At 59.9% G+C, this 23,495-nt stretch carries 23 protein-coding genes and 3 pseudogenes; 14 read left to right on the top strand and 12 right to left on the bottom strand.

Annotated elements, in window-relative coordinates; genetic code table 11:
- The first annotated feature begins 50 nt into the window (after positions 1 to 50).
- A complete protein-coding gene (locus tag H2LOC_RS16515) occupies positions 51 to 1,241 on the top strand; it encodes a GNAT family N-acetyltransferase (RefSeq protein ID WP_136497888.1) in 1,191 nt (396 codons plus the stop codon).
- A 220-nt stretch (positions 1,242 to 1,461) separates the two neighbouring features.
- Here H2LOC_RS16515 and H2LOC_RS16510 read toward each other — a convergent pair.
- Positions 1,462 to 1,717 (bottom strand): annotated as a pseudogene (locus tag H2LOC_RS16510) (FitA-like ribbon-helix-helix domain-containing protein).
- 136 nt (positions 1,718 to 1,853) lie between these two features.
- Here H2LOC_RS16510 and H2LOC_RS16505 point away from each other — a divergent pair.
- The gene (locus H2LOC_RS16505) at positions 1,854 to 3,254 is read left to right on the top strand and encodes an MFS transporter (RefSeq protein WP_246206867.1); all 1,401 of its coding nucleotides are present in this window, start codon (positions 1,854 to 1,856) and stop codon (positions 3,252 to 3,254) included.
- Here the strand turns inward: H2LOC_RS16505 and H2LOC_RS16500 are convergent.
- Complete coding sequence (locus H2LOC_RS16500; RefSeq protein WP_162009792.1) at positions 3,251 to 3,538, bottom strand: BON domain-containing protein; 288 nt, start codon at positions 3,536 to 3,538, stop codon at positions 3,251 to 3,253. The two genes, H2LOC_RS16505 and H2LOC_RS16500, sit on opposite strands and share 4 nt — an antisense overlap.
- A gap of 171 nt (positions 3,539 to 3,709) precedes the next feature.
- Between H2LOC_RS16500 and H2LOC_RS16495 the strand changes: the two genes are divergently transcribed.
- From H2LOC_RS16495 to H2LOC_RS16480, 4 genes and pseudogenes are all read left to right on the top strand, one after another.
- A complete protein-coding gene (locus tag H2LOC_RS16495; protein ID WP_136497890.1) occupies positions 3,710 to 4,483 on the top strand; it encodes a L,D-transpeptidase in 774 nt (257 codons plus the stop codon).
- Between the two features lie 83 nt (positions 4,484 to 4,566).
- Entirely contained in the window at positions 4,567 to 4,902 is a 336-nt protein-coding gene (locus H2LOC_RS16490; RefSeq protein ID WP_136497891.1) for a response regulator, read from the top strand.
- Between the two features lie 56 nt (positions 4,903 to 4,958).
- Positions 4,959 to 5,378, top strand: coding sequence for a CYTH domain-containing protein (locus tag H2LOC_RS16485; RefSeq protein WP_136497892.1), 420 nt, complete (start codon positions 4,959 to 4,961; stop codon positions 5,376 to 5,378).
- 55 nt (positions 5,379 to 5,433) lie between these two features.
- Positions 5,434 to 5,598, top strand: a pseudogene (locus tag H2LOC_RS16480) (transposase); the annotation flags it as partial.
- Between the two features lie 129 nt (positions 5,599 to 5,727).
- Here the strand turns inward: H2LOC_RS16480 and tnpC are convergent.
- The 8 genes and pseudogenes from tnpC to H2LOC_RS16440 all read right to left on the bottom strand — a co-directional run bounded on the left by tnpC (position 5,728) and on the right by H2LOC_RS16440 (position 10,480).
- Positions 5,728 to 7,314 (bottom strand): IS66 family transposase, encoded by a 1,587-nt coding sequence (tnpC, locus tag H2LOC_RS16475; RefSeq protein ID WP_246206786.1) that lies wholly within the window; start codon positions 7,312 to 7,314, stop codon positions 5,728 to 5,730.
- A gap of 78 nt (positions 7,315 to 7,392) precedes the next feature.
- Positions 7,393 to 7,737: an IS66 family insertion sequence element accessory protein TnpB gene (tnpB, locus tag H2LOC_RS16470; protein ID WP_136495377.1), complete on the bottom strand. Its 345-nt coding sequence runs from the start codon at positions 7,735 to 7,737 to the stop codon at positions 7,393 to 7,395.
- Entirely contained in the window at positions 7,734 to 8,123 is a 390-nt protein-coding gene (locus H2LOC_RS16465; protein ID WP_136495378.1) for a transposase, read from the bottom strand. The genes tnpB and H2LOC_RS16465 overlap by 4 nt, the downstream gene beginning before the upstream one ends.
- A 61-nt stretch (positions 8,124 to 8,184) precedes the next feature.
- On the bottom strand, positions 8,185 to 8,673 hold the full coding sequence (locus H2LOC_RS16460; protein ID WP_136497893.1) for a hypothetical protein: 489 nt from the start codon (positions 8,671 to 8,673) through the stop codon (positions 8,185 to 8,187).
- 33 nt (positions 8,674 to 8,706) lie between these two features.
- Positions 8,707 to 8,916 (bottom strand): hypothetical protein, encoded by a 210-nt coding sequence (locus H2LOC_RS16455; RefSeq protein ID WP_136497894.1) that lies wholly within the window; start codon positions 8,914 to 8,916, stop codon positions 8,707 to 8,709.
- Positions 8,917 to 8,950: 34 nt separating this feature from the next.
- Complete coding sequence (locus tag H2LOC_RS16450; protein WP_136497895.1) at positions 8,951 to 9,250, bottom strand: DUF6968 family protein; 300 nt, start codon at positions 9,248 to 9,250, stop codon at positions 8,951 to 8,953.
- A gap of 15 nt (positions 9,251 to 9,265) precedes the next feature.
- Positions 9,266 to 9,874 (bottom strand): annotated as a pseudogene (locus H2LOC_RS22130) (RHS repeat-associated core domain-containing protein); the annotation flags it as partial.
- Between the two features lie 246 nt (positions 9,875 to 10,120).
- Positions 10,121 to 10,480 (bottom strand): Imm21 family immunity protein, encoded by a 360-nt coding sequence (locus tag H2LOC_RS16440; protein ID WP_136497897.1) that lies wholly within the window; start codon positions 10,478 to 10,480, stop codon positions 10,121 to 10,123.
- Positions 10,481 to 10,696: 216 nt separating this feature from the next.
- Here H2LOC_RS16440 and H2LOC_RS16435 point away from each other — a divergent pair, with 216 nt between their 5' ends.
- The gene (locus H2LOC_RS16435; protein ID WP_136497898.1) at positions 10,697 to 11,971 is read left to right on the top strand and encodes a cystathionine gamma-synthase family protein; all 1,275 of its coding nucleotides are present in this window, start codon (positions 10,697 to 10,699) and stop codon (positions 11,969 to 11,971) included.
- A 3-nt stretch (positions 11,972 to 11,974) separates the two neighbouring features.
- On the opposite strand, the gene H2LOC_RS16430 is transcribed toward H2LOC_RS16435, so the two are convergent.
- Positions 11,975 to 12,772: a TIGR01458 family HAD-type hydrolase gene (locus H2LOC_RS16430; RefSeq protein ID WP_136497899.1), complete on the bottom strand. Its 798-nt coding sequence runs from the start codon at positions 12,770 to 12,772 to the stop codon at positions 11,975 to 11,977.
- An 8-nt stretch (positions 12,773 to 12,780) separates the two neighbouring features.
- A complete protein-coding gene (locus H2LOC_RS16425; RefSeq protein ID WP_136497900.1) occupies positions 12,781 to 13,644 on the bottom strand; it encodes a hypothetical protein in 864 nt (287 codons plus the stop codon).
- Positions 13,645 to 13,850: 206 nt separating this feature from the next.
- Here H2LOC_RS16425 and H2LOC_RS16420 point away from each other — a divergent pair, with 206 nt between their 5' ends.
- From H2LOC_RS16420 to H2LOC_RS16390, 7 genes are all read left to right on the top strand, one after another.
- On the top strand, positions 13,851 to 14,195 hold the full coding sequence (locus H2LOC_RS16420) for a DUF2946 family protein (RefSeq protein WP_136497901.1): 345 nt from the start codon (positions 13,851 to 13,853) through the stop codon (positions 14,193 to 14,195).
- A gap of 102 nt (positions 14,196 to 14,297) precedes the next feature.
- A complete protein-coding gene (locus H2LOC_RS16415) occupies positions 14,298 to 16,694 on the top strand; it encodes a TonB-dependent receptor (protein WP_136497902.1) in 2,397 nt (798 codons plus the stop codon).
- A gap of 446 nt (positions 16,695 to 17,140) precedes the next feature.
- Positions 17,141 to 17,677 (top strand): transcription termination/antitermination protein NusG, encoded by a 537-nt coding sequence (nusG, locus tag H2LOC_RS16410; protein ID WP_136497903.1) that lies wholly within the window; start codon positions 17,141 to 17,143, stop codon positions 17,675 to 17,677.
- A 613-nt stretch (positions 17,678 to 18,290) separates the two neighbouring features.
- Entirely contained in the window at positions 18,291 to 19,382 is a 1,092-nt protein-coding gene (locus tag H2LOC_RS16405; protein WP_136497904.1) for a glycosyltransferase family 4 protein, read from the top strand.
- Positions 19,383 to 20,323: 941 nt separating this feature from the next.
- Positions 20,324 to 21,160, top strand: coding sequence for a glycosyltransferase family 4 protein (locus tag H2LOC_RS16400; RefSeq protein WP_210251883.1), 837 nt, complete (start codon positions 20,324 to 20,326; stop codon positions 21,158 to 21,160).
- Between the two features lie 172 nt (positions 21,161 to 21,332).
- On the top strand, positions 21,333 to 22,070 hold the full coding sequence (locus H2LOC_RS16395; RefSeq protein WP_162009790.1) for a carbohydrate deacetylase: 738 nt from the start codon (positions 21,333 to 21,335) through the stop codon (positions 22,068 to 22,070).
- Between the two features lie 92 nt (positions 22,071 to 22,162).
- Positions 22,163 to 23,494 carry a nucleotide sugar dehydrogenase gene (locus H2LOC_RS16390; protein WP_202620480.1) on the top strand — a complete coding sequence of 444 codons (1,332 nt, stop codon included), beginning with the start codon at positions 22,163 to 22,165 and terminating at the stop codon, positions 23,492 to 23,494.
- Position 23,495: the final 1 nt, after the last annotated feature.

Genomic DNA, 23,495 nt, shown 5'->3' with positions numbered 1-23,495 from the left:
CGGACCGCGTTCCGGCAGTCTTCGGCCCGGATTTTGCTGCTCGCCTCTGGATGTCACAGCCCTCCTTCACCATCCGCATCGTCGAGTCGCTCGAAAAGGTCGATCCCGCGGCCTGGGACGCTTGCGCCAATCCCGCCGAGGGGCTCGCCGCGGACAGTTTCAATCCCTTCGTCGCCCATGCGTTTCTCGTCGCGCTCGAACGCTCCGGCTCGGTTGGAGGACGATCGGGATGGACGCCGGCGCATGTTCTCGTCGAGGACGCCTCCGGCGGGCTGGTCGCGGCGGCGCCGAGCTATCTCAAGAGCCACAGCCTCGGGGAATATGTGTTCGACTCGAGCTGGGCCGACGCCTACCAAAGGGCGGGAGGCCGCTATTATCCCAAGATACAGGTGGCTGCGCCTTTCACGCCGGTGAGCGGACGCCGGCTCCTGTTGCGCGGCGACGCGCCGGCGCAGGCCGGAAGCGCTCTGATCCAGGGGCTGCGCGCCTTGCGCGAGCGGACAGGCGCCTCCTCGCTTCACCTCACCTTCATCGAGCAAGACGAATCTGAGAAGCTGCAGGAGGCGGGCTTCCTGCTGCGCACCGGGGTGCAGTTCCATTTTCTCAACCGCGGCTATCGGAACTTCGACGACTTTTTGGGCGAACTTTCCTCGCGCAAGAGAAAAGCGCTCAAGCGCGAGCGGCGCGAGGCTTTGGGCGCGGACATATCGATAGAGCTGCTCACCGGCGCCGACATAAAGCCCCGCCACTGGGACCGCTTCTTCGCTTTCTATATGGACACCGGATCGCGCAAATGGGGCCGGCCCTATCTCACCCGCGCATTCTTCGACCATATCGGCGCATCGATGGCGGATCGGATACTGCTGGTCATGGCGCGCCGCGGCGACGATCATATCGCCGGAGCCATAAACTTTCTCGGCGACCACGCGATCTACGGGCGCAACTGGGGCGCGCTCGAGGAGCGTCCCTTTCTTCATTTCGAGGTCTGCTATTATCAGGCGATCGAATACGCCATCCGGAACGGATACAGGCGCGTGGAGGCGGGGGCCCAGGGCGAACACAAGCTGGCGCGCGGCTATCGCCCGGCGCTGACCCTCTCCGCGCATGAATTCGCCGATCCGCGTTTTGGCGCCGCGGTGGCCGATTTTCTGGTGCGGGAACGGAGCGCCGTCGACGAGATGATGACCGATTGCGAAGCCGCGCTTCCCTTCCGACACGGATCGGAGGAAGCTTGCGATTGAGATTGGGCTTCACGCCTTCGGGACGATTCGCGTCCAGCAGATTCATATCAATTCCGCTCGATCTCTGCGCCCTGACGCCGGCTCGACGCCCTCATCCTGGGGCGCTTTTTGCGGACGCAAAAAGCCTCGAAGGATGCTCCACCGTTCGAGCGGAAAGCGCGCTAGCGGGCTCAGGGCGAGGGGGGCTGGTCGGTCCCGAACACAAAATCCGGAAATCGTATCATTCGAAGCGCAGCGGCTCCGCAGGCTTGCGATCACGGGCCTGTTCCAGGGCGTCGACGTCGGCGTTGGTCAGGCCGATCTTACGGCTCATTTCCGCCAATGTGCCGCCGAGGCGCAGACGTCCTACCGGGCGCACCGCGGCTTCCAGGATAGCGCATATTTCCTCTTCCGCGCTGCGGCCGTTCCGCGCCGCTCGGACCTTTCGGGGCGCGATAAGTCTCTTCGGAAAGGTTGCAGATGGCGATGGCGGGCATGATGGCGTTTCTGCGTGAATGGCGGCGTTGCTATCTAATGTAAGGCTTATCGCGGCTATGATGAACTCTCGAATAATCGCCGGGTTCTCGAACAGGCCTATAATCGCGACGAGCCATCTCAAGGCGGAGAGACAATTTGAGCGTCAAGCGTTTCCTGCCCTGGGTCGTCGCCAGCGCCCTCTTCATGGAGCAGCTCGACTCCACCATTGTGAACACCGCCGTTCCGGCCATGGCGGCGAGCCTCAATGTGGCGCCGCTGAGTCTGAAAGCCGTCGCCGCGAGCTATATTCTCAGCCTCGCCGTCTGCATTCCGGTGAGCGGATGGATCGCCGACAAATATGGAACGCGGCGGGTTTTTTCAGCAGCGATCGCGGTTTTCACCATTTCTTCTGTGCTCTGCGGACTAGCCCAAAGCATCGCCTGGTTGATCGCCGCCCGCATCTTGCAGGGAATCGGCGCGGCGATGATGATGCCGGTGGGGCGGCTCACCGTGATCCGCACATTCCCCAAAGCCGAGCTGCTGCAGGCGATGAATTTCGTCATTATCCCCGCGCTGATCGGCCCGCTGCTGGGGCCCACCATCGGCGGCCTGATCGTCCACTGGCTGTCCTGGCGCGAAATATTTTTCGTCAACGCGCCCATCGGCGCAATTGCGCTCTGGCTCGCCTTGAGCCACATGCCCGATTATCGCGGCGGCGCGGCGCCGCCGCTCGACTGGCTCGGGCTCGCGCTTTTCGGGGGCGGGACCGCCCTGCTCTCCTGGCTGCTGGAAATCTTCGGCGAGCATGAGATCGCGGCCGCGCCCGCGGTCGCGCTTTTTTGCCTGTCCCTCGCTATGCTGGGAGGTTACTGGCGTCATGCGCTTCATGCGCCCTTTCCGCTGTTGCGGCTCGCGCTGTTCAGATTCCGCACTTTTCGGGTCTCGGTGATCGGCGGTTTCGTCACGCGCCTCGGCGTCGGCGGCCTGCCCTTTCTGACGCCGCTGCTGTTCCAGGTCGGGCTGGGTTATTCGCCCTGGGAATCGGGCCTCCTGATGATGCCGACGGCCGCCGCCGCGATGGCCATGAAGACCATATCGCGGCGGGTGCTGGCCCGCTTCGGCTATAAAAGGGTTCTCATCGTCAATACGGTGATGATCGGCGCCACGATCGCTCTTTACGCCCTCGTCGCCAAGACGACGCCGCTCGTGGCCATCGTCGCGATAGGCCTGGCGCTGGGGTTCTTCAACTCGCTGCAATTCTCCAGCATGAACAGCATGGCCTATGCCGACGTTCCGGAGAAGGATTCGAGCCAGGCCTCCACCATCGCCAGCTCGTTTCAGCAAATCTCGATGAGCTTCGGCCTCGCCCTCGGCTCCCTGATCGCGGGCTGGTATCTCGACGGCCTGCCCCAGTCCAACCACGCCGCCGTGATCGCCGCCCTGCACAAGGCCTTTCTGACCCTCGGCGTCCTGACCGTGCTGTCGTCGCTGTCCTTCTGGACGCTGCGCGCGCGCGACGGCGAGAGCGTCAGCGGCGCGGCGCCGGAACTCGCTTAACCCGAAGTCCACGCCGGAGGATCGCTCGCGGGAAAAGACTCGATCCCCGCCTCATGGACGGTGTCGTTTCCGGCGTCTTTTTTCACGATGCGGTTGCTCACCCTGTCGGTCCCGCTGACCGCGCGGGCGATGCGTTCCGCTGCGATGCGATCGGCCCAGGTTCCGACCGCGCCCTCCAAAATCACCTCGTCGCCGTCCAAGATCACGGCGATGTCGGAGCCGACCTCATGCAGCGCCTTTTGGATTTCCGCCTTGATCTGGGCCGGCCCGTATTTGCTGCTCATGGCTTTTGCGTCTCTTATCGGCGACCGCGCCGGACCGAGTGGCCGGTCGCCGGCCACGGCATATGTACTAGCGCGCAAGGCGCGGCGGGCGAGGGAGGCAAAAGCGCCGGCGCCCATATTTCGCCGTCATTCCCGGCGACAGAAGCGTTTGAAAGTTGAAGGCTGTCAGCAATGTCCCGCTTGCGAATCCTCTGCCTCTTCGGCGGCGTCCTAGGCTCCCTCACGCTCGGCGCGCAAACCGCCCGCGCCCAGTATTACGCGCCGGCGCAGGCCTATCCGCCCTATGATTATTCCGACCCGGAGCCCGATCCTGTCTACAGGCCGCAGCCCCGCTCGGGCAGCCGGCTCGACCAGGACTATGATGCGCAGGATCGCCTGTATGATCGCCCTGCGGTCCGGGAGCGTTCGGCGCGGCTTCGCCCCGGCGCCGGCCCTTCGGACGCGGACCCGAACTATTCCTCCCCGGTGGATTACGACGACGAGGTCGATTTCCGGCAGACGACCGCGACCCTCGTCAACGATCCGACCGGACAGCAGTCGGGCGCGATCACCATAGACACCGCCCGGCGCAAGCTCTACCTCTCGCTCGGCGACGGTCAGGCGATCGAATATGGCATCGGCGTCGGGCGTGAGGGTTTCGCTTGGAAAGGAACCGCCCAGGTCGGTCGCAAGGCCTTTTGGCCGGGCTGGACGCCGCCGAGGGAAATGCTGCTGCGCCGCCCCGATCTCCCGAGCCATATGGAAGGCGGGTTGGACAATCCGCTCGGCGCCCGGGCTCTCTATCTGTTCAAGGGCCCCAAGGACACGCTTTTCCGCATCCACGGCACCAACGAGCCGGAAACCATCGGCCATGCGGTTTCTTCCGGCTGCATTCGCATGCTCAACGCCGATGTGATCGACCTCTATCGACGCGTCAAGAAAGGCGTGCGGGTCGTGGTCTTGTAAAAACGCGTCCCGGGGCATTGCCGGCGGCCAAACAGGATTATCTATCACCGCGCGGGTCTTAAAAAACGCGCGCGGAAAGCATCATGTCGGACGCACCAAAGAAAAAGCCCTGCCGCGTGCTTTTGATCGAGGACGACCAGGACGTGCGGCCCGGCGTCATATTGCTCGATCTCGATTTGCCGGGATTCGACCCGATCGAATTTTTGCGCGCCCTGCGCGGCGACGGGCGCCTCGAGAACCTGCCCGTCATCGTGATGACCGACTCCACCGCTCCGGCCGTGCACGAAAAAGCCAGCAAGGCGGGAGCGGATCAGGTGTTCGTCAAGCCGACCGACACGACGGAGCTTCTCCGCATTGCGCTGGACCTGACCGCTTCGCATTGCCCCATGCCGGAGATCCCGGTCGGAACGATACGATAGACGCTGGATAGGGCGCGAGGGCGCATTCCCAACTCTTCCGTTTGAGGCGCGCGAAAATGCCGAGGGAAGTGGAGCTGAAAATTCGTCTCGACCCCGAGATGGCCGAACTCTTTGGCGCGCTGGAGACGCTCCGCGAGATCGAGCCTCAGGACAAGCGCTTTCACACCGCCTATTTCGACCTCGCCGGGGAGAAGCTGCATCGTAAAGGATATGAGCTGCGGGTCAGAGACGACGGCGACCATCGGATCCAGACCCTCAAATCCGGCGACGGCGTCGAGCGCGGCGAATGGGAAGCCGAGATCGCCCAGGACGCGCCCGAGTCGGAAGAACTAGAAAAGACGCCGGCGGCGGCGCTGATCCAGAATGTCGACAAGCTGCGCCCGGTTTTCTCGCTGTCGGTGAACCGCCGCATCTGGACCCTGGCCCGGGACGGCGCCGACATAGAGCTGGCCTCACAAATTCGGACAGTAGCTTGAGTGGATTATCTGCCTGACAACGGCGAGGATTCTCGCTGCGAATCAGGAGCATTCGATGACGAAACGGAGCCGCCGGACGCATTCACCGGCCTTCAAGGCGAAAGTGGCTTTGGCCGCGATCAAGGGCGAGAAGACGCTGTCCGAGTTGGCGCAGCAGTTCGACGTCCACCCGAACCAGATCACCACGTGGCGGAGCCAGTTGCTGGAAGGCGAGGCCGGTTTCGAGCTGGAACCACTGACCCGGAAAGCGGATATCCATCGTCTCCGGGTTGGTCCAGATATGGCTCACCGCGCCGAAGGGGGCGTAGATCACATCCTACACCCAGCGTAAGCGCAAAGCCGAGGCCGTTTAGGCGACGTAATTCCAGGGCATGAGAGCCTCGATGTCGCGGTTTGGCCAGCCGTTGGCGATGCGCTCGAGGGTTTGCTTGAGCCAGGCGAATGGATCGGCGCCGTTCATTTTCGCGGTGGTCAGCAGGGTCGCCAAAGTTGCCCACGTCCGGCCACCACCGTCGGAACCGGCGAAGAGCGCATTCTTTCTTGTAATGGTCTGGGGCCGGATCGCCCGCTCGACTACATTGGAGTCGATCTCGACGTGGCCGTCGGCGAGGAACAGTTCCAAGCTGGCTCGGCGCCCCAAAGCGTAGCGGATGTGTTCGGCGAGCTTGGATTTGCCCGAGATGAGCGCCAGCTCCCGTTCCCAGCGCGCAAACAATTCGGCGACGATCGGAGCCGAGGATTGGCGGCGCGCCGCCAACCTATCGTCCGGCATCAGATCGCGAACCTGGTCTTCCACCGACCAGAGATCCTTCATCCGCTCGACCGTAGCGGTGGCCAAGCTGGAGCTGCCGGCGACATGCAGTTCGTAAAATCTTCGGCGCAGATGCGCCCAGCAGCAGGCCAGGAGCAAAGCCTTCTCGCCGCGATCTGCCCCGGCCAGCCGCTGATAGGCGGCGTAGCCATCGACTTGCAGAATGCCGTAATACCCCTTCAGATGCCGCAAGGCGCAATCGCCGGAACGGCTGTCCTCGAAGCGGTAGGCGACCATCGGCGGATCGCCGCCGCCAAAGGGCCGATCGTCTCTCGCGTAGGCCCATAAATAGGCTTTCTTCGCCTTGCCGGCGCCGGGCTCCAGCGTCGGCAACGTCGTCTCGTCGGCAAAGACGCGCGGGCTCTGCTTGATCCGCCACAGCACATGGTCCGAAAGCGGCTCCAGTTCGAAGCCAAGCCGCCCCATCCATTGCGCCATCAGCGAACGATCAAGCTCGACCCCGTCGCGGGCGTAAATGCCTTCCTGCCTATAAAGCGGCAGGCCGTCGGCGTATTTGGAGACGGCGATCATCGCCAACAGGGCCTCGGTGGGAATGCCGCCCTCGATAATGCGCGCGGGAGCAGGCGCCTGGATGACGCCATCGACGTCGACGTCTTTGAAGGCGTATTTCGGGCGGCGGGTGACGATCACCCGGAAGCGCGGCGGCTCGACGTCCAAGCGTTCACAAACGTCCTCGCCGATCTTGATCTTCTCCTTGCCCAGATGTTCGGCGGGTACCTCGGGCTCGATCACCACCTCGACCCGTTCAAGATGAGAGGCGAACGCCTTACGCGGACGCGGCGCCCGCTTTTGTTTGGCCGAGCCGCCCGCTTTGTCCAGCCCCGCCTTGATTTCGGCGATGCCGGTCTGGATCTCCTCAAACACGAAGGCCTGCTGTTCGGCCGCGGCAGCCCCCAGCTTTTCCGAGCGCTTGCCGAAGCGGTTTCGCTCCAGCGCCTTGAGGATCGAAGTCAGCCGGGCGATGCGTTCGTCAGCTGCCGCATTGAGGACTTTGAGGTCGCGGATTTCGCTTTCGAGCGCCTCTGTGCGCGCCGCCTTTTCGGCCATGACGCGGACCAGCGCTTTCAGCGCGTCAACATCGTCAGGAAGCGGAAAATCGAGCATTTTCATTAGGATGATTAAAGCACAGATCCAGTGGAAACGCTCGTGTTTTCAACGTAATCATGCCGATTTTCCGACCGTTCAGCCGGCGCTGACCGGGCGTTTGAGGTCGACCGGACGCACCCGTTTCCAATCCAATCCGTCAACCAGCGCCATCAACTGGGCATGATTGAGTTGAACCTGGTTTGGCCCGATCCGCGGCCAGCAAAATTGCGATTCCTCCAATCGCTTCGAGAACAGGCACACGCCGGTCCCATCAAACCAAACGATCTTGATTCTATCGGCTCTCTTGGCCCGGAACACATAAAGCGCGCCGTTGAACGGGTCGGCGCCGACATCGCGCACCAGCGACAGCAAACCGTCCGGGCCTTTGCGAAAATCGACCGGTTGGCTGGCCAGATAGATTTTCACGCCCGACGCGATCATGCCGAGCGCACCGCGCGGATCACGCGACGCAGATCGGCTTCGCCAATGTCGGCGCTGACGCGGATCACTGTGGCGCCGACGGAGATTTCCACCGTTGGCGCAGACCTGCCCTCGACATCCGGCGGATTCGCGCAAGCGGTAGGCGAGGCCGTCACCGCACCTTCGCGCATCGCTTGCCGGCGCCAGCCAAAAAGCTGAGACGGCGAAATGCCCATCTCCCGCGCGGCCGCGGAAATATTCACGTCGGGATCCAGTGTCGCCGCAACAGCTCGTGCCTTGAACTCGTCAGACCACCGGCGACGGCGAGAAACCGGAGCGCCATCAAGACGATCAACCACGGCTTCGATCAGTTGGAAACTTCTATCACCAGGCATAGGCGCAGACATAGATGCTCACAGCAGTACAAATTGTGCTGCTATTGATAGCTGGGCCACCTATGCGCCGCCATCACGGGGCTGCCTTGGCGCTTACCACCCAGCCCTGGTTCTGCGCCGTCATCCGCGCCGGACGGCCGAGATGGTCGGTGTGGACGTAATAGAGCTTGGGCGAGCCGGTGTTGACCCCATCCACCACCGCGACCGGAAGATCGTCCAGCCAGATATATTCGCGCCAGGTGACGCCCGACAGATCCGTCTCGGCGATGATGTGGTTGTGGGTGTCATGGACATAGAGCGTCGTGATCGACGGAGTTGGCAAGGGCTTCGCTACCACCCGCCAAGCCAGGCGGTCGAGCGCGTCATAGCCGTAGCGCCCGCCGTTGTTGAACAGCAGGAGCGGCGCGGAGGATTTGGAGAGCCGCCCCTCGACATCGTAGCTGTAGCTCAGGGAATTATTCGAGCCCGCCGCGCCGCTGTCGCTGGCGGATGTCTTTGCGGTCTCCTGCCAACGGGGAAACCCTCCAGCTAACCAGCGCCCGCAGCACTTGTTGGCTGCCAATTTTCAGAAAACCAGTATCGGGTACGGTGCGTGTCACTTATCTGGATCTAGCTGTGGGTGCTGATCAACAATTGGAAAAATCAGGTCCCGCGCAATATAGCCCATTATATCTTCGATTGCGCGCTTGTAGCGCGCCCGTTCTTGATCGTCACTGATATTTTCGACCTCATCCAATATAGCCCCGATCGTTTTGTCTATGGACGTCGCTAACGCTATAAGTTTTTGGGCGGCTACAGCATCCATATTGAGACTCCGTAATCAAACATTCAGCTCGTGGCTATGTCCCCGGAAGCGGAATAAGCAGTCCTAAGCCATTGCCCTCAGCTATCCAGATAAGATCGCCAGATTTAGCATACATAGAGGCATGGATATCTGCTCCCGCTCTTTGCAGAGCGAGAACGAGAGCTTGTAGAGAATCCACCCCAAAAGCATGGCCGTGCTCAGCTCCAGACGGCCACTCGATGCAGTAATCACATCTGAAATCATCGCCATCCATGAGGGGCGCTTCAACTGAGAGCACAACCCTCGCAAGTGGATCTGTTTTCAGATGAAACTCACGTTCTGCAATGGCCGTCATTGGTTCATCATCCCACTATGTAGCTAAAGGGGGCAGAGGATTCCCTGCACGGCAAGCACCGTAACGGTTGGCGGAGCTATCCCAGCATCTAGAACGTGCTGCTTTCTGTGGCGCTGTGTTATTTGGAAGAGAGCCACACACTGCCTCGTCCCGTAGAACCTGCGCCTCACATGGATCCTCTGGCTTATCCGCCGGTGGGTAATGTTTATAAGCGTCGATTACATTCGACACCATCTCTGATGCAGCTGCGGCGCCGGCTGCACAAAGGGCTGGGAACTCTGCGCAAATCCCCGCAACAACCAGTACCGGATTTCTGCCATCCGGATCGACGTACCCCAACGGATTCCCACCAACATACCCATACAAATTCCGCCCACCGCCGTAGCCAATCGGATCGGGCTGTAGATACCTCCCCAAACTCGCATCGTAATGCCGATGCCAGTTGTAGGCGAGGCCGGTTTCGAGCTGGAACCACTGGCCGGGGAAGCGGATGTCCATCGTCTCCGGGTTGGTCCAGATATGGCTCACCGCGCCGAAGGGGGCGTAGATCACATCCCAAACCCAGCCCTGGTTCTGCGCCGTCATCCGCGCCGGACGGCCGAGATGGTCGGTGTGGACGTAATAGAGCTTGGGCGCCGCTCTGGATCGCGTCGCCTTCGGCTCGCGAACCGATCAACTGGAAGACCTATCGCACCTTATAAATTTATGCAGAACGAGCTGTGTTCTCTCGTCCGGATTATAGACTTTTGTAGCTACTTCATAACATCCTGGACACAACTCGAAATAGATCACCGGAAAATCATCGTTCCCGCCATCCTGCGCAGAGTCAAAAATGCTTAATGACCCACTACGTACGTCTAAGCGAACTCTCTATTTGCAATCATCAAAAAACTCACGATTTAGGCATAGCAACCAATGATATATGTCTTCATCGGTGTCCGAATAAACGGCTATTGTTATAACTTTTTTACCTTCATTGTCGGTAAATACTGCTGTTTCCAAAGGCATGCCACCCAAAATTAAAGCTTGAAATCCTCTTAAGCTTATGATGCCGGCGTAGCCTGCAACATTGCAGGCTAACTGATAGTCGTCTTCCACATTGTCTTGCGTCAAACGAGCGCGATTCGCTCCGCGCCACCCGTTCCTATGGTCCGATTCAATACAGATTAGAGGCCCGCCAAATGAGCCTATCCATTTTGAGATAGAGCAGCGGCTTATTTCGGCAGCCATCTAATGATTCCTCCTTGTTCGTTGCTGCAAAGCGGATGTCCATCGTTTCGGGATTGGTCCAGGGTATAGGCCATCGCGCATCCGCGCCCGATGGCAGAGACCAGCTTCGACACAAAATCCGCAGCCTTCTCTTGGCTTGGGCGGCGCGAGCGATAACTTACCTGTCAGCGCGCCGTCCGCTCACGGCCGGCGCCGGCGAGCGCCGGAGGCTCCGCCATGGATACTGCGCGATACCACAAGGCCCGCCTCGGCGGACATGAGCTGCATCCCGAAACCCTGATGGTCAATTACGGTTACGACCCCGCTCTTTCGGAAGGGTCGGTCAAGCCGCCGGTTTTCCTCACTTCGACCTTCGTGTTTCAGAGCGCCGAGCAGGGCCGCGATTTTTTCGATCAGGTCTCCGGCCGCGTCCCGGCGGAGGAAGGCCAGAGCGGCCTCATCTATTCCAGGTTCAACCACCCCAATCTCGAAATACTCGAAGACCGGCTGGCGATCTGCGAGCACGCCGGCGGCGGGTTGGTGTTTGCATCGGGAATGGCCGCGATCGCCACCACCATCCTCTCTTATGCGCGGCCGGGCGAGGCCATTCTGCACAGCAGGCCGCTCTATGGCGGAACCGAGGTGCTGATCGACCGCATCATGGCGCAGTTCGGGATCAAGGGCGTCGGCTTCAAGGACGGGACCAGCGAAGCCGAAATGAGGGCCGCCGGCGAGGAGGCGCAAAAGCACGGGCGCATCAGCCTGATCTTCATCGAGACGCCGTCCAACCCTCTCAACACGCTGACCGACATTGCGCTGGCGCGGCGTATTGCGGAAGAACTCGGCGCCCGCCAGGACGGCAGGCCGCTGCTATGCTGCGACAACACCCTGCTCGGCCCTGCCTTTCAGGCGCCCCTGCTCCATGGGGCGGATCTGTCGCTCTATTCGCTGACCAAATATGTCGGCGGGCACAGCGATCTCATCGGCGGCGCGGTATTGGGTTCGGCCGCAAGCCTGAAACCGATCCGCGCCATGCGCGGCGCGATCGGAACCCAGCTCGATCCGCACTCCTGCTGGATGCTGACGCGGTCGCTGGAGACCCTATCCTTGCGCATGGAGCGCGCCGCGGCCAATGCGGCCGAGATCGCGCGCTATCTCGCAAAGCGGCCCGAAATCGCCCGGGTGCATTACCCGCCGCTACTGCCGGAGGGCCATCCCGCCCGCGCCCTGATGGAAAAACAATCCAGCTCGGCGGGCTCGACTTTTTCCTTCGAGATCGAGGGCGGCGAGCCGGCGGCCTTCGCTTTTCTCGACCGCCTTCAGATTTTCAAGCTGGCGGTGAGCCTCGGCGGAACCGAGTCGCTGATCTGCCATCCCTGGACCACGGTCCATTCCGGGCTTGCCGAAGAAACGCGGCGCGAGATCGGGATTACGCCGGGCCTCATCCGCATGTCGATCGGCATAGAAAACGCCGCAGATCTCATCATCGATATCGAACAGGCGCTCAGCTGAATTTCAGCCCAGAAGAATATCCACCGCCGCTCTCAGATCATCGGCGATGAGGTCCGGCGGGCGGGCGAGACGGTCTTCATGTCCCGCCCGGTATTTGCCGCTTCGCACCAGAACGCCCATCAGCCCGGCCGACATCGCGCCCCCGACATCGGCTTCGGCGTCGTCGCCGATCATCGCCGCATTTTCGGGCGCGCAGCCGAGGCCCTGGACGGCGGTCCTGAAAAAATTCGGCGAAGGCTTGCCGAGGACGATGGCTTCGCGCCCCGAGGCATATTCGAGGCCGACGACAAAGGGGCCTGCATCCAGGCTCAGCTCTCCGTCGTGATCCAGAAAATTGCGATTTTTGGCGAGGGCGTAGAAAGGCGCGCCGTCGTGGATTTTTCGAAACGCCTGGTTGAGCGATGGATAGGTGAAGAATTCCCCCGCGTCTCCGACGACGACCGCCTCCACGCCATCGGCGGGCAGGCCGATAAAATCTTCCTTCAAATCGGGATGGACGATGAGAAACGGGCTCAACCCCTCCCGCGCGAAAAGGTCGTGCGCGATGGTCGCGGGGGTGTAGACGTCCTCCTCAGAGACGCCTATTCCGAGCGCCGTCAAGCCTTCGACGATGCGCCGCCGCGGCCGCCTTGTGGTGTTGGTGATGAATTTCATCGGCAATCCCGCCGCCCTGATGCGCCCGATCGCCTCCAGCGAACCGGGCAGAAGCCGACCCGCGACAAGGACGACGCCGTCGAGATCGAGCAGCAGCCCGTGAAGCGGACGCAAATTCGGTTGGTCTGACGAGAGGCCTGAACGCATATGATGCCCTATCGGGAGACCCCGGCGAGAAATTCGCTCCAGCGCCTGGAGGAGCCTGCGCCGTAGATTTTCACAAATGAATCCTTGAAGGATTCGTTGTTCTCGACGCGGTTCAGAAGACGCGCGAACCCTTGCGGATCGATGCGACGCAGCCAGGCGACGAACATCTGCGCCTCCCGATAGGCGAGACGCTGGCGCCCCGCAAAGCGGTCGCCCCCAAATATCTCGGGCGGCGGCTCGGCCGCAAATCCAATCGCGCCGAAATCCCGCCACAGCCCCGTGTCTTCGATTGTTATGGCCCAGCCCCTGGCCATCGCCCTGACGGCCATGGCTTCATCGACGCCCTCGGCGCCGCCGCCTCCAGAGACCATCACGGCGAGCCCCTCGGTGAACCAGCTCGGCGGCCGTGCGGCGAACCAGGACCTGCGCCAGCCAAAAATATGAGAATGCGAAAGCTCATGGGCGAGCACCCCGGCGAGACGCTCGCTTTCGTCGCCGCAGAGCGTCGGCGAGAGCAGCACATAGCCGGAGCGCGCCACCGCGGCGACCGAAGCGTCGCCGAGGCCGCCAGCCCGGGCGTAGTCCTCATAGGAAACATAGACGGCGACGGTCGGAGGGTTGGCGAAGGGACGCCCCTGCTCCTGCTCGATCCGGGCGAGAGCCGCCGGGAGCATTTCAGCGACGCGCGCGGCGCAGTCCCTTGCGCCCGGCTGAAAACGGACCCGCGACTCCTCCGCGAGCCGGGGCAGTCGCACGGGATCGTTGCAGCGGGCGATCAAATAGCGTCGCAGTTGATCGAACGGCGCGCGAAGCGCGAAACCCGCGACCAGCAGGGCCGCAGCCAGCATCGCGGTTCTGAGGCGAACACCCATGTTTTCCTTCGGCCGCAAATCACCAGGGCGCATTATCGTCACCCGGCGATCCTCTTTCAAAGGATAAGCGCGCCGTCCCTCATGTGTCCTTAGAGACACATCAGCCATAAAATCTGCGAGCGTCGATGCTATCGTCGTTGTTTCGTCAATTTTCGGTAGGTAAGCTTCGGGTAAGATTTCATAGCCGCCCGAGACGAAATACCGACATGCCCGCAGTGCGCCATTGGCTTCTGCTGATCGTTCTGGCCGTCGCGCTCACCGCGACGGCGCAGGGGCGCGCCTATCATATCGGCATGGCGGCGGGGCATTCCAATGCAGTCTCCGCGCATTGTCTCAATCAGAAAAACAGCGCGCCGCCGGCCGGACGGCATGGCGATTGTTGCACGCTGTGCCAGCTGTGCGGACTGACCGGCGTCCCCGCGGCGCCGGCGCAGCTGCTGAATAGGGCGGCGCCCGTCACCATCCGCCTCGCCGAGTTCAGCCCGACCGCCGCGCGATCCGGCCGGCTCGCCAAATCGCATCGCGCCAGAGCATCTCCGATTTACGGCTGACCCGAAGCGTTCCTCGAGCGCCGTCGCCGCCCGAAATTTCCATGCGCGGACCTCACCAGAGGCTGCTGTCCGCCCGCGAGCTTGCGGGCCGAAGGATATGTCATGTCGTTCTCATTCTTTGCCCGCGCTCTCTACGCCGGCGCGAGCGCTGCCGCTCTGACCCTCGCTCTCGCTGCGCCCGCGGCGCTGGCCCAGGAAAAATTGCCGTCCATCGAAGTCGGCGCTGCGGCGCGAAAGCCCAAGCCGACGGCGGCCCCCGCTCCGGCGCCCCGCGCCCCGGCGGCGACAGAGCCGGCGGCCCCGGCGCTTCCTTCCCCCGATGTCGTCGGCAACCCGCAGCCGGGCGTCCAGCCCGCGGTCACGGCCTCGAGCGAACGCATATATTCCGAGCAGCAGGTCACGGAGCGCATCTACGCCCAGCCGGGCGAGGCGCTTGAAATCGTGCCCGGCCTCGTCGTGGCCCAGCACAGCGGCATGGGCAAGGCGAACCAGTATTTCCTGCGCGGCTTCGCGCTCGATCACGGCTATGATATCGGCATCACGCTCGACGGCATGAACGTCAACCAGCCGTCTCATGTGCACAGCAACGGCTATGCCGACACCAATTTCCTGATCCCGGAACTGCTCAGCGGCATGGATGTCCGCAAGGGGCCCTATTTTGCCGATGAAGGCGTGTTCTCCTCGGTGGGCGCCGTCCACATGCAATATGTGGATTCCTTGCGAAACGGCCTCATTCTCGCCTCCGGAGGCAGTTTCGCCTGGGGTCGCACGCTGATGGCGAAATCCTGGGGCGTCGGCGAAGGCGAGCTGCTGATGGCGCTCGAAGGCAATATCTACAACGGCCCATGGGAGCGCCCCGACGAAGCGCGCAAGATCAACGGCGTCGCGCGCTGGAGCGTCGGCACGGAGGACAATGGCTACGCAGTCACCGGCATGGCCTATTCCAACCATTACTTCGCCACCGACCAGATCCCCTATCATCTCGTCTGGATGGGGTTGATGTCGCGCTGGGGAACCCAGGACCCGACCGACGGCGGCAACGCCTCCCGCTACAGTCTTTCGGCGCGCTGGAGCGAAACCACCAAGGAGCAGTGGTCGCGCGCCGAAGCCTATTTCATCCACAACGACACCAATCTCTATGACAATTTCACCTATCAGCTCGGAGCGCCGGTCACGGGCGGCGGGCTAGGCGACCAGACTCACCAATATGATCATCGCAATCAGATCGGCCTGAAAGCTCAGCACGGCTGGAACTACCAGCTCGCCTCCTATCCGACCGAGACCCGCGTCGGAACCGAAAATATTTTCGACTTCATCCACAATGGCAACGGCGAATCCTACGAGCGCATCCAGTATGACGAGATCGCCAACAACTACATCAAGGAATATATCCAGGCGCTGTGGACCGACACCACGCTGAAATGGACGCCCTGGGCGCGCTCGACTGCAGGCTTCAGGCTCGACTATGTTCACGGCTCGGTCAACAACGCGATGAATCCGATCGCGGCGCTGGGCTGGCTCCAGGGAACGCCGTTTTATATCGGCGGCTACAACAACGGCGAATTGGGTCGTTTCTTCACCAGCCCCAAATTCGGGACGGTGTTCGGGCCGTTCTACAATACCGAATTCTTCCTGAACTTCGGCGAAGGGCTGCGCGCCGAAGACATGCGCGCGGCGACCAATCATTTTGCGACCGACGGGACCCAATACGCCTATATCCCCAATGTGCAGCTTTTGACCAAGACGCGCGGCGCGGAAGCGGGTTTCCGCACCAGGCCGATCGAGGGACTCGAGTCAAGCCTGTCGCTGTTCTGGCAGAACATGGACGCGGAACAGGAGTTCAACGCCGACGCCGCCACCAGCGTCTATGGACGTCCCGGCCGACGCTACGGCTTCGAATGGACGACGAGATACGACCCGACCTCCTGGGCGCATTTCGACAGCCAGGTGACCGGCACTCATGCGCGCTTCAAGGGCTTCGACACCGTGCAGGCGGTCGCCTGGGCTAATTACATCGCCGGGGGGCTGGGCAGCGACGGCGGCCTATGGCCCATGGGCATTTGGGGAATGTCGCCAGGCAATTATCTGTCGCTGGCGCCGGTCTGGGTCGCCTCGGCCGAACTCGAGATCGGCGAGAAAACCGGCTGGTTCGGCGCATTGCAATACCGCTATTTCGGCGCGCGTCCTCTGACCGAAAACGGCCAGATACAATCTCCGGCCACCGGAACGCTCAATGCGCGCATTGGGTATCGTTTCGACAATGGCTGGAAGATCCAGCTCGATGGATTCAACATCGCCAATTCGCGCTCGGACAACATCGACTACGCCGCCAATGTCTTCGGCAAGCAGGATTTCCTCTTGTTCCCGGGATATGTCGGCGGCAGCGCCTTCGGCATCGCCGACCGCACCTTCAAACCGGTGGATCCACCCGCCGTGCGCCTCACGCTGAGCGGGCCCATCGCCTGGGGCGAGGCGACGCCCATCGCCGCCAAATATTAGAGCGTCTTCGGGCGAAGCGGGCGCCGGTTCGCGTGAAGGGAACGGGCTCAAGCAGGGAATTTGGGGTCTCGGCGTTTCGACAAAGACTCCCAACCGCTCAGGCCGAGCGGCCTGAGCGCAGATAGCGGGATCGATGGAGAGCCGCAACGCACTTGGCTCCCGGAGCGCATTTGCGCAAAAAGCAGGCATGTTTTTGCGATAAAAATGCGCTCCCAGGCGCGAATGCATTCTGAGCCGCCCTCGCCGTGGTTCACCCGATCGCAACGGGCCCGAAGCGCTCGCCTCGCACTCTGGAAAATCCTCATAAAATTCCTATTAGGCAAAACCGAAAGCCAGAGTTGGTTGCGCCCTGTCGCACATTTGGTAAAAAGGCTCGCTAAGCGTTAGCCATCAAACGGTTGCAGCCAGGTAGCCTGACGGGCGGCGAAGGCGTTGACGGAGTGTTGATGAACTTGCGGGCTTTGTCTCAGTCGATGGCGGCAACAAGCCGGCGATGGTATCTGGCGCAAACCCTTCCGCATAAGGAGGGGACGGCTCAAATGCAGCTGGAAGCCCAGGGCTTTCACAGCTTTTTGCCGCGACGCCCGCGCACTGTGCGGCACGCGCGACAGTTGCGGACCGTCAACGCTCCGCTATTTCCGCGTTATCTCTTCGTTTCACTCGATCTCGGCCGGGATCGCTGGCGCAGCGTCAACGGTACGATCGGCGTCGCCGGTCTCTTCATGGTCGACGATCGGCCGGCGCCTGTTCCGGTCGGCGTGGTGGAGGATCTCATCCAGTCGGCCGATCCCGTCGGCCGGATGAGGATCGCAGAAGATATGCAGCCTGGCCAGAAGGTGCGCTTGACGGCGGGGCCATTGGCGCATGCTCTCGGCATTTTGGAACGCCTCGACGAACGCGGTCGCGTCGAAGTTTTACTCGAGATAATGGGCGGGCATATCCGCACTTCTGCGGCGCTTGAATGGGTGGAGCGGCTGGGTTAGAAGGGCATACTGGAAAAGCCGCTAAGCTATTGGCGGACATTCCTTGTCCGGCGTAAAGAGACACGATCGATTCCATTGTGCGCGAGTCCGTGCGGGATGGAAGTGAGCCAGCGCTCGTGGCTCAACGACGGATGCGTGTAGACGCACCCGAATGGCGGTAGCGTGGGGAATACGCATGACGCCTAGATGGTCGCTTCGTCATAGGGCGATCCATCGGGGGTGAATCGAGAGCATCAGATTCGAGGTCGATATTTTGAGAATGCATCTTGAGCGGAGTGGCCCTCATTTCGACCAGCCTCGAGGTGCAGACGATCCGAAAGGCGCCGGTTTATTGACGCCGGTTCCTCAAGCCCTCGCCGACGCCTTTCAGCCTGAAATCGCCGGGAGACATCGGGCGAGAAATACGCACGCAGGCGATGAATGTGCGCAACCCAGATATTTCTACGGGCCCCGAATGACGACTACGGTTAAATAAAAACAGGCGCGGCGTGGACGCCGCAGCGAGCCTCCAACACTGGGAACCAGTAGCAATTCACACTGCGCTTGGCTCTCTCTCCGAAACGGCAGGGGCGGGGTAAGATAGGTGACTAATGTATATTTCTTTCAAAAGGTCGTGCCGCACTACCGCTTGGCCCTATTTCGCGCTTTGTATCACGCCTATGGTTGGAAAGTTCTAACGGCGGAGCACACCCCCGACCCAAGGGGATTGCTTCTGTCTTCCCATGAGCCTTTCATGGAGTACATACCGATCGTATTCCTTCAAAACAATTTGAATTACCCGACATGCGGTTTGTCCGCGCTCGATCGGCTACCGGGGCCGATCGCACTGATGTCGGAGTTTTCCTTGCGGTTCCCGTTAACCTATCTCTTTGCGGCGGCGCGCCACACAGGAAAAATAAAAAGGTTGGGCTTCCATACTCATGGTCAAAATCTGACCCATCCGGTCGGCGCGCCGATGGCGTTTTTGTCGGACGCCCTTCGGGTCCAACTTTTCAAATTGGCGGACGTCGTCGCCACTTATACCTCGGCCGGCGAACGATGGATCAATAGTGTCGCTCCTGGCGTCAGAACCGTTACGATCGAAAACACCATCGATGTGGGCAATGTGCGCGCTGCAGCGGCGACCGCCACGGCTCACCGTCTCGGCTTCCCGCAACTGTTGTTCTGTTCACGGTTGCTGCCCGAGAAAAGAGCGCCCTTGCTCCTGGAACTCTTCGATCGACTGGCGCCGACATATCCCGATCTACGACTTGTGGTCATTGGCTCAGGCGAGGATCTGCCCGTAATGCTGAGAGAGCGTCGGAAACGTGGCGACGACGAAAGAATTGTCTATCTCGAGGCGATTTACGAAGAGAAGAAGTTGGCGCCTTGGTTTCTGGGGTCGGATTTATTCATAATTCCCGGCCATGGCGGTCTGTCGATCAATCATGCTCTCGCCTATGGATTGCCGGTAATCGCCTTTTCCGACGAGCGCGGCTCTTTTCACGCGCCCGAGATCGAATATGTGCAATCGGGAGCCACGGGCCGACTGGTCGAACCAACGAAGGGGATCGATGGAATGGCCTCGGAGATATGCGCGCTTCTAGCCGAGCCGGATCAACTCGACAGCATTCGCACCTCGATTCCCCGGTACGTTGACGACCGACTGCGGATCGAGACGATGGTTCACAATTTTGGCCGGGTCGACGCCATATTGCGATCATGAAATCTTCCAGGCGGCGGTTCGCGTCCAGCGCACCGATTCTTCGGCGCCTGACGCCGCACGGACGCGCGATCCTCTCGAGCGGATCGCTGACAGAGTAAGAACGACCGGGGTCAATCGCCTGTTGATGATGCGATCTTCGCGCGCGAAGTATCGCCGCGCCCAGTCCAAAAGCTGCGCCAGACGGTTCGCTCACACTCCGGCCTTTCTACCCACGCATCCCATCAAAGGTTTCAAGGAGCCCCTATTTTCACATTTTCATGGCTGAGAGAAACGTCGGGGGCGGGAGTGTGGACAGCGTAATTCCGACAAAGATCACTCCGACAAAATTCATCTGCCGGCCAAAGCGTCCAGCATCTCGGCTACGTCATCATTCGGCCCGGGCTCCCGATGGAAACCGCGCTGCAATCTGGAAAATATGCACGCTCAAATTACCGTTCGAATTTCAACGGCGGGGTCCTTGGTCTTCTTTACAACATGAACCTTCGACAAAGTGGGATCGAACCCTCACGAATTCCGACGTTTCCGCGTCGTCGTTCGAAATTCATCATTGGATTGGAATCCCTGTTGACGGCCGATAAAGCCGGGTCAAAGCCCCCGGTGGAAATGACTACTGTGGCGCTTCAGTAACTCACAGCTTGGATCTGATTTACATGAGAGAGGTTTACTTTTTCCAGAAGGTCGTGCCCCACTATAGGGAGCCGCTTTTTCGACGTTTGCATCAAGAATACGGTTGGACTGTGATAACGGCCGCAGAGCCCCCTGCAGGGAGCGGTTTGAGTTTCGTTGGAGACCAGCCATACCTAAAGCGCATTCCCATAGATTTTTTTTGCAACGACCCGCGTTATCCCACGGACATACTCTCGGTTCTAAAGGCTCTGCCCCGAGACGTAGCGCTCATCTCAGAGTTTTCGCTTTATTTCCCGGCTACGTATGTTTTCGCGTTGGCCCGCCATGTAGGGCGTCTGAACCGCCTCGCGTTTCATACTCATGGCCCCAACCTTGCTCGAAAACCGGGCAGTGTGCTGGCGTGCTTATCAGACAATGTCAGGCTTCGCCTATTTAAAGAGGCGGATGTCGTCGCGACATACACGGAAGCAGGAAAAAATTGGATCTCGAGCGTCGATCCTTCAATCCCGACCGTGACGATCGAAAACACAATTGACATTGCCGGACCGCGAAACGCCGCCGCCAATGCGCAAAACGCATATCGTTTCGGTTGGCCCCAAATGCTTTTTTGCGGGCGCTTGACGAAGGAGCGCAACGCTCTCTTGCTCTTCGATGTTTTCGCAAAGGTTGCGGAGCGGTACCCAGACGCGCGACTCGTTGTGATCGGCGGAGGCGAGGAAGCCAATTCATTGCAGCAGGAATGGAGAAACCGTGGCGGAGACGGGCGGATCAGCCTTCTCGAAGGAATATACGAAGAAAACCTACTAGCGCCCTGGTTTCTTGGTTCCGACATTTTCGTTTTGCCCGGACCAGGCGGACTATCCATCAACCATGCGCTGGCTTACGGAATTCCCGTCGTCGCATTTGAAAGCGGTCCGCGCGGCGCCTTTCATGGGCCCGAGATCGCTTATGTCGTCGACAATGAAACCGGTCGTCTCGTGGCGTCCGAATCCGGCGCCTCCGGCATGGCTTCGGCCATTGTCGAATTATTCGATGACCAGCCGGGATTTGAGCGTCTGAAACAACGCATCCCCTCATTCGTCAACGAAAAACTCCAAATCGAAACGATGGTCCAAAATTTTCGAGCAGTGAACGAGGTGCTGCATTCTTAAGGGTCTGTCAAAAATCGCCACCTCCGCAGTAATGAACTGCAACTGAAACGAAAAAAGCATCCAGAACGAATTGGCCTCAATTTCAGGTTCAGCGCGAAACTTTTGAAGCGTTGACCATTTGCTATATGCAGAAGGCGTAAGAGGAATGACGCGGCCATACATCAAATGCCTTATGAACGCCGATGATTTTGGAATTTCAAAAAAAGCCAACCTCGAAACCGCAGAACTAATGGAAGCAAAGGCCGTCACCTCGGCCACCATCATCGCCAACGGCCCTGAGTTCGATCAGGCGATCGCCTTCGCCAAGAAACTTCCCGAATGCTCCTTCGGCGTCCATTTGAATATTACTCAATTTGCTCCCCTATCGAAAAATCCCGAGCTGGAACCACTACTCGACGGCAACGGCGAATTTTCCAGCGCTCAATTACCGCAAACTCCCGGCCTTCCGCTACAACGCGCGATTATTGAAGAGCTTCAACTCCAGATTAATCGCGTGCGGAGCGCCCTGGGGCGCATCAGCCACGTTGATTCGCACCACCACATCCACACTCGACCGATGCTTTTCCCTTTGCTCGTATATCTCATACAGGCAAATCGAATTAAGGCGGCCCGATTGACCAAAAATCTATACGCGCCAGCGAACGCCCCCAACACATCGCAGCGCCTGAAGAAGCAAATATGGAACACGGCGCTCCGCGCAATCGGCAAGTGTCACACTACCGATTATTTTACTGATCTATCTGCACTCAGGTCGAATCTGAAGCGTCTCGACGGGGCGGTCATTGAAATTATGTGCCACCCCGGTCATCCGGATTTCGAGGACGAAACTCAGCTGATACGCAGCGATTGGCGCGCTGGGCTTGATGCGGAAGTCGACCTGATTACCTATGACGCGCTCACCAGAACGTAGAACTCCCTAAACTACAGCTCGAAGCGCGCGACTCGAACCCGCCAAACAATCATGTCTGGCGAATACGCTTATCTTTCGGACGGAGGGATGCTTTGATAGCCATCAATCAGCTGCTTGAGGACTTCAAGACTAAAAAAATCAGCGTCGGCATCGTTGGCCTGGGCTACGTCGGGTTGCCGTTGGCTTTATCGGCAGCGATGGGTGGATATCGAACCCTCGGGTTTGACATCGACCCGGATAAAATCGAAGCTATCCACGCGGGCCAGAGTTATCTCAAGCATATCTCCGCCGGTTCGATCGCGGAAGCGATGCATACGGGCCTTTTAAATGCGACGATGGACTTCTCGCGACTCGATGAGGTGGATGCCGTCATCATTTGCGTGCCCACCCCTCTGACTCAAAACCGTGACCCGGATCTCACTCACGTAGTAAGGACCACCGAAGTTATCGCAAAGAAGCTGAGGAAAGGCCAACTCGTTGCATTGGAGTCCACCACCTGGCCCGGAACTACAGCGGAAGTCGTCAAGCCAATACTCGACGCGACAGGATTGGTCTACGGAACGGATTACTTCCTCGCCTTTTCTCCTGAGCGCGAAGATCCGGGCAATGCTCACTTTACGACAAGAACCATTCCGAAGGTGGTTGGAGCCGACGACGAGGCGTCGTTGCAGCTCGCGGTCGCGTTGTATGAAAATATCGTCTCCTCAGTTACATCTGTGAGCTCAACCCGAGCAGCTGAGGCAGCCAAACTGACTGAAAATATTTTTCGCGCTGTAAACATCGCGCTCGTGAACGAGTTGAAAATAGTTTACGACGCAATGGGCATCGACGTTTGGGAAGTAATCGAGGCTGCTAAGACAAAACCCTTTGGCTACATGCCGTTTTACCCGGGCCCGGGCTTGGGGGGGCACTGCATTCCGATCGATCCCTTCTATCTGACATGGAAGGCGCGCGAATTTGAGGTCTCGACGAAATTTATCGAGCTAGCCGGCGAAGTGAACACGACCATGCCTCGCTACGTCGTGGAAAAAGTCGCGCGACACGTAGATGCGAATTTAAAAATAGGTCTTTCGGCGACCAATGTATTGGTTGTTGGCATCGCGTACAAGAAAAACATCGATGATATGCGCGAAAGTCCCGCATTGCGTATCATTGAGATATTGGAGGACAGAGGGGCGAAGGTTTCATTCTACGATCCTCATGTTCCCGTGATACCTGCGACGCGTGAGCACGCAAATCTAACCGGTCGTAAGTCAATCCACTGGGAAGACCTCGCTGCTGAAAAATTCACCGTGGCGCTCGTAGTAACGGATCACGACGTAATCGACTATGACGCCCTGAGAAGCGCGGCATCTATTGTCGTCGACACTAGAAATATTTATACTCGTCGTTCGATAACCGGCGACAATATTTTCAAAGCCTGAT

The organism is Methylocystis heyeri, assembly GCF_004802635.2.
GTDB classification, from domain to species: Bacteria; Pseudomonadota; Alphaproteobacteria; order Rhizobiales; family Beijerinckiaceae; genus Methylocystis; species Methylocystis heyeri.
Note: the sequence above shows the minus strand (reverse complement) of the source record. Positions and strands in the feature narration are given on the sequence as shown.

What these genes read in the sequence shown, in the direction of transcription:
- H2LOC_RS16515 (WP_136497888.1), top strand. Translation starts at nt 51, where the DNA reads ATGTCACAGCCCTCCTTCACCATCCGCATCGTCGAGTCGCTCGAAAAG.
- H2LOC_RS16500 (WP_162009792.1), bottom strand. Translation starts at nt 3,538, where the DNA reads ATGAGCAGCAAATACGGGCCGGCCCAGATCAAGGCGGAAATCCAAAAG.
- H2LOC_RS16495 (WP_136497890.1), top strand. Translation starts at nt 3,710, where the DNA reads ATGTCCCGCTTGCGAATCCTCTGCCTCTTCGGCGGCGTCCTAGGCTCC.
- H2LOC_RS16490 (WP_136497891.1), top strand. Translation starts at nt 4,567, where the DNA reads ATGTCGGACGCACCAAAGAAAAAGCCCTGCCGCGTGCTTTTGATCGAG.
- H2LOC_RS16485 (WP_136497892.1), top strand. Translation starts at nt 4,959, where the DNA reads ATGCCGAGGGAAGTGGAGCTGAAAATTCGTCTCGACCCCGAGATGGCC.
- tnpC (WP_246206786.1), bottom strand. Translation starts at nt 7,314, where the DNA reads ATGCTCGATTTTCCGCTTCCTGACGATGTTGACGCGCTGAAAGCGCTG.
- tnpB (WP_136495377.1), bottom strand. Translation starts at nt 7,737, where the DNA reads ATGATCGCGTCGGGCGTGAAAATCTATCTGGCCAGCCAACCGGTCGAT.
- H2LOC_RS16465 (WP_136495378.1), bottom strand. Translation starts at nt 8,123, where the DNA reads ATGTCTGCGCCTATGCCTGGTGATAGAAGTTTCCAACTGATCGAAGCC.
- H2LOC_RS16455 (WP_136497894.1), bottom strand. Translation starts at nt 8,916, where the DNA reads ATGGATGCTGTAGCCGCCCAAAAACTTATAGCGTTAGCGACGTCCATA.
- H2LOC_RS16450 (WP_136497895.1), bottom strand. Translation starts at nt 9,250, where the DNA reads ATGACGGCCATTGCAGAACGTGAGTTTCATCTGAAAACAGATCCACTT.
- H2LOC_RS16440 (WP_136497897.1), bottom strand. Translation starts at nt 10,480, where the DNA reads ATGGCTGCCGAAATAAGCCGCTGCTCTATCTCAAAATGGATAGGCTCA.
- H2LOC_RS16435 (WP_136497898.1), top strand. Translation starts at nt 10,697, where the DNA reads ATGGATACTGCGCGATACCACAAGGCCCGCCTCGGCGGACATGAGCTG.
- H2LOC_RS16430 (WP_136497899.1), bottom strand. Translation starts at nt 12,772, where the DNA reads ATGCGTTCAGGCCTCTCGTCAGACCAACCGAATTTGCGTCCGCTTCAC.
- H2LOC_RS16425 (WP_136497900.1), bottom strand. Translation starts at nt 13,644, where the DNA reads ATGGGTGTTCGCCTCAGAACCGCGATGCTGGCTGCGGCCCTGCTGGTC.
- H2LOC_RS16420 (WP_136497901.1), top strand. Translation starts at nt 13,851, where the DNA reads ATGCCCGCAGTGCGCCATTGGCTTCTGCTGATCGTTCTGGCCGTCGCG.
- H2LOC_RS16415 (WP_136497902.1), top strand. Translation starts at nt 14,298, where the DNA reads ATGTCGTTCTCATTCTTTGCCCGCGCTCTCTACGCCGGCGCGAGCGCT.
- nusG (WP_136497903.1), top strand. Translation starts at nt 17,141, where the DNA reads ATGAACTTGCGGGCTTTGTCTCAGTCGATGGCGGCAACAAGCCGGCGA.
- H2LOC_RS16395 (WP_162009790.1), top strand. Translation starts at nt 21,333, where the DNA reads ATGAACGCCGATGATTTTGGAATTTCAAAAAAAGCCAACCTCGAAACC.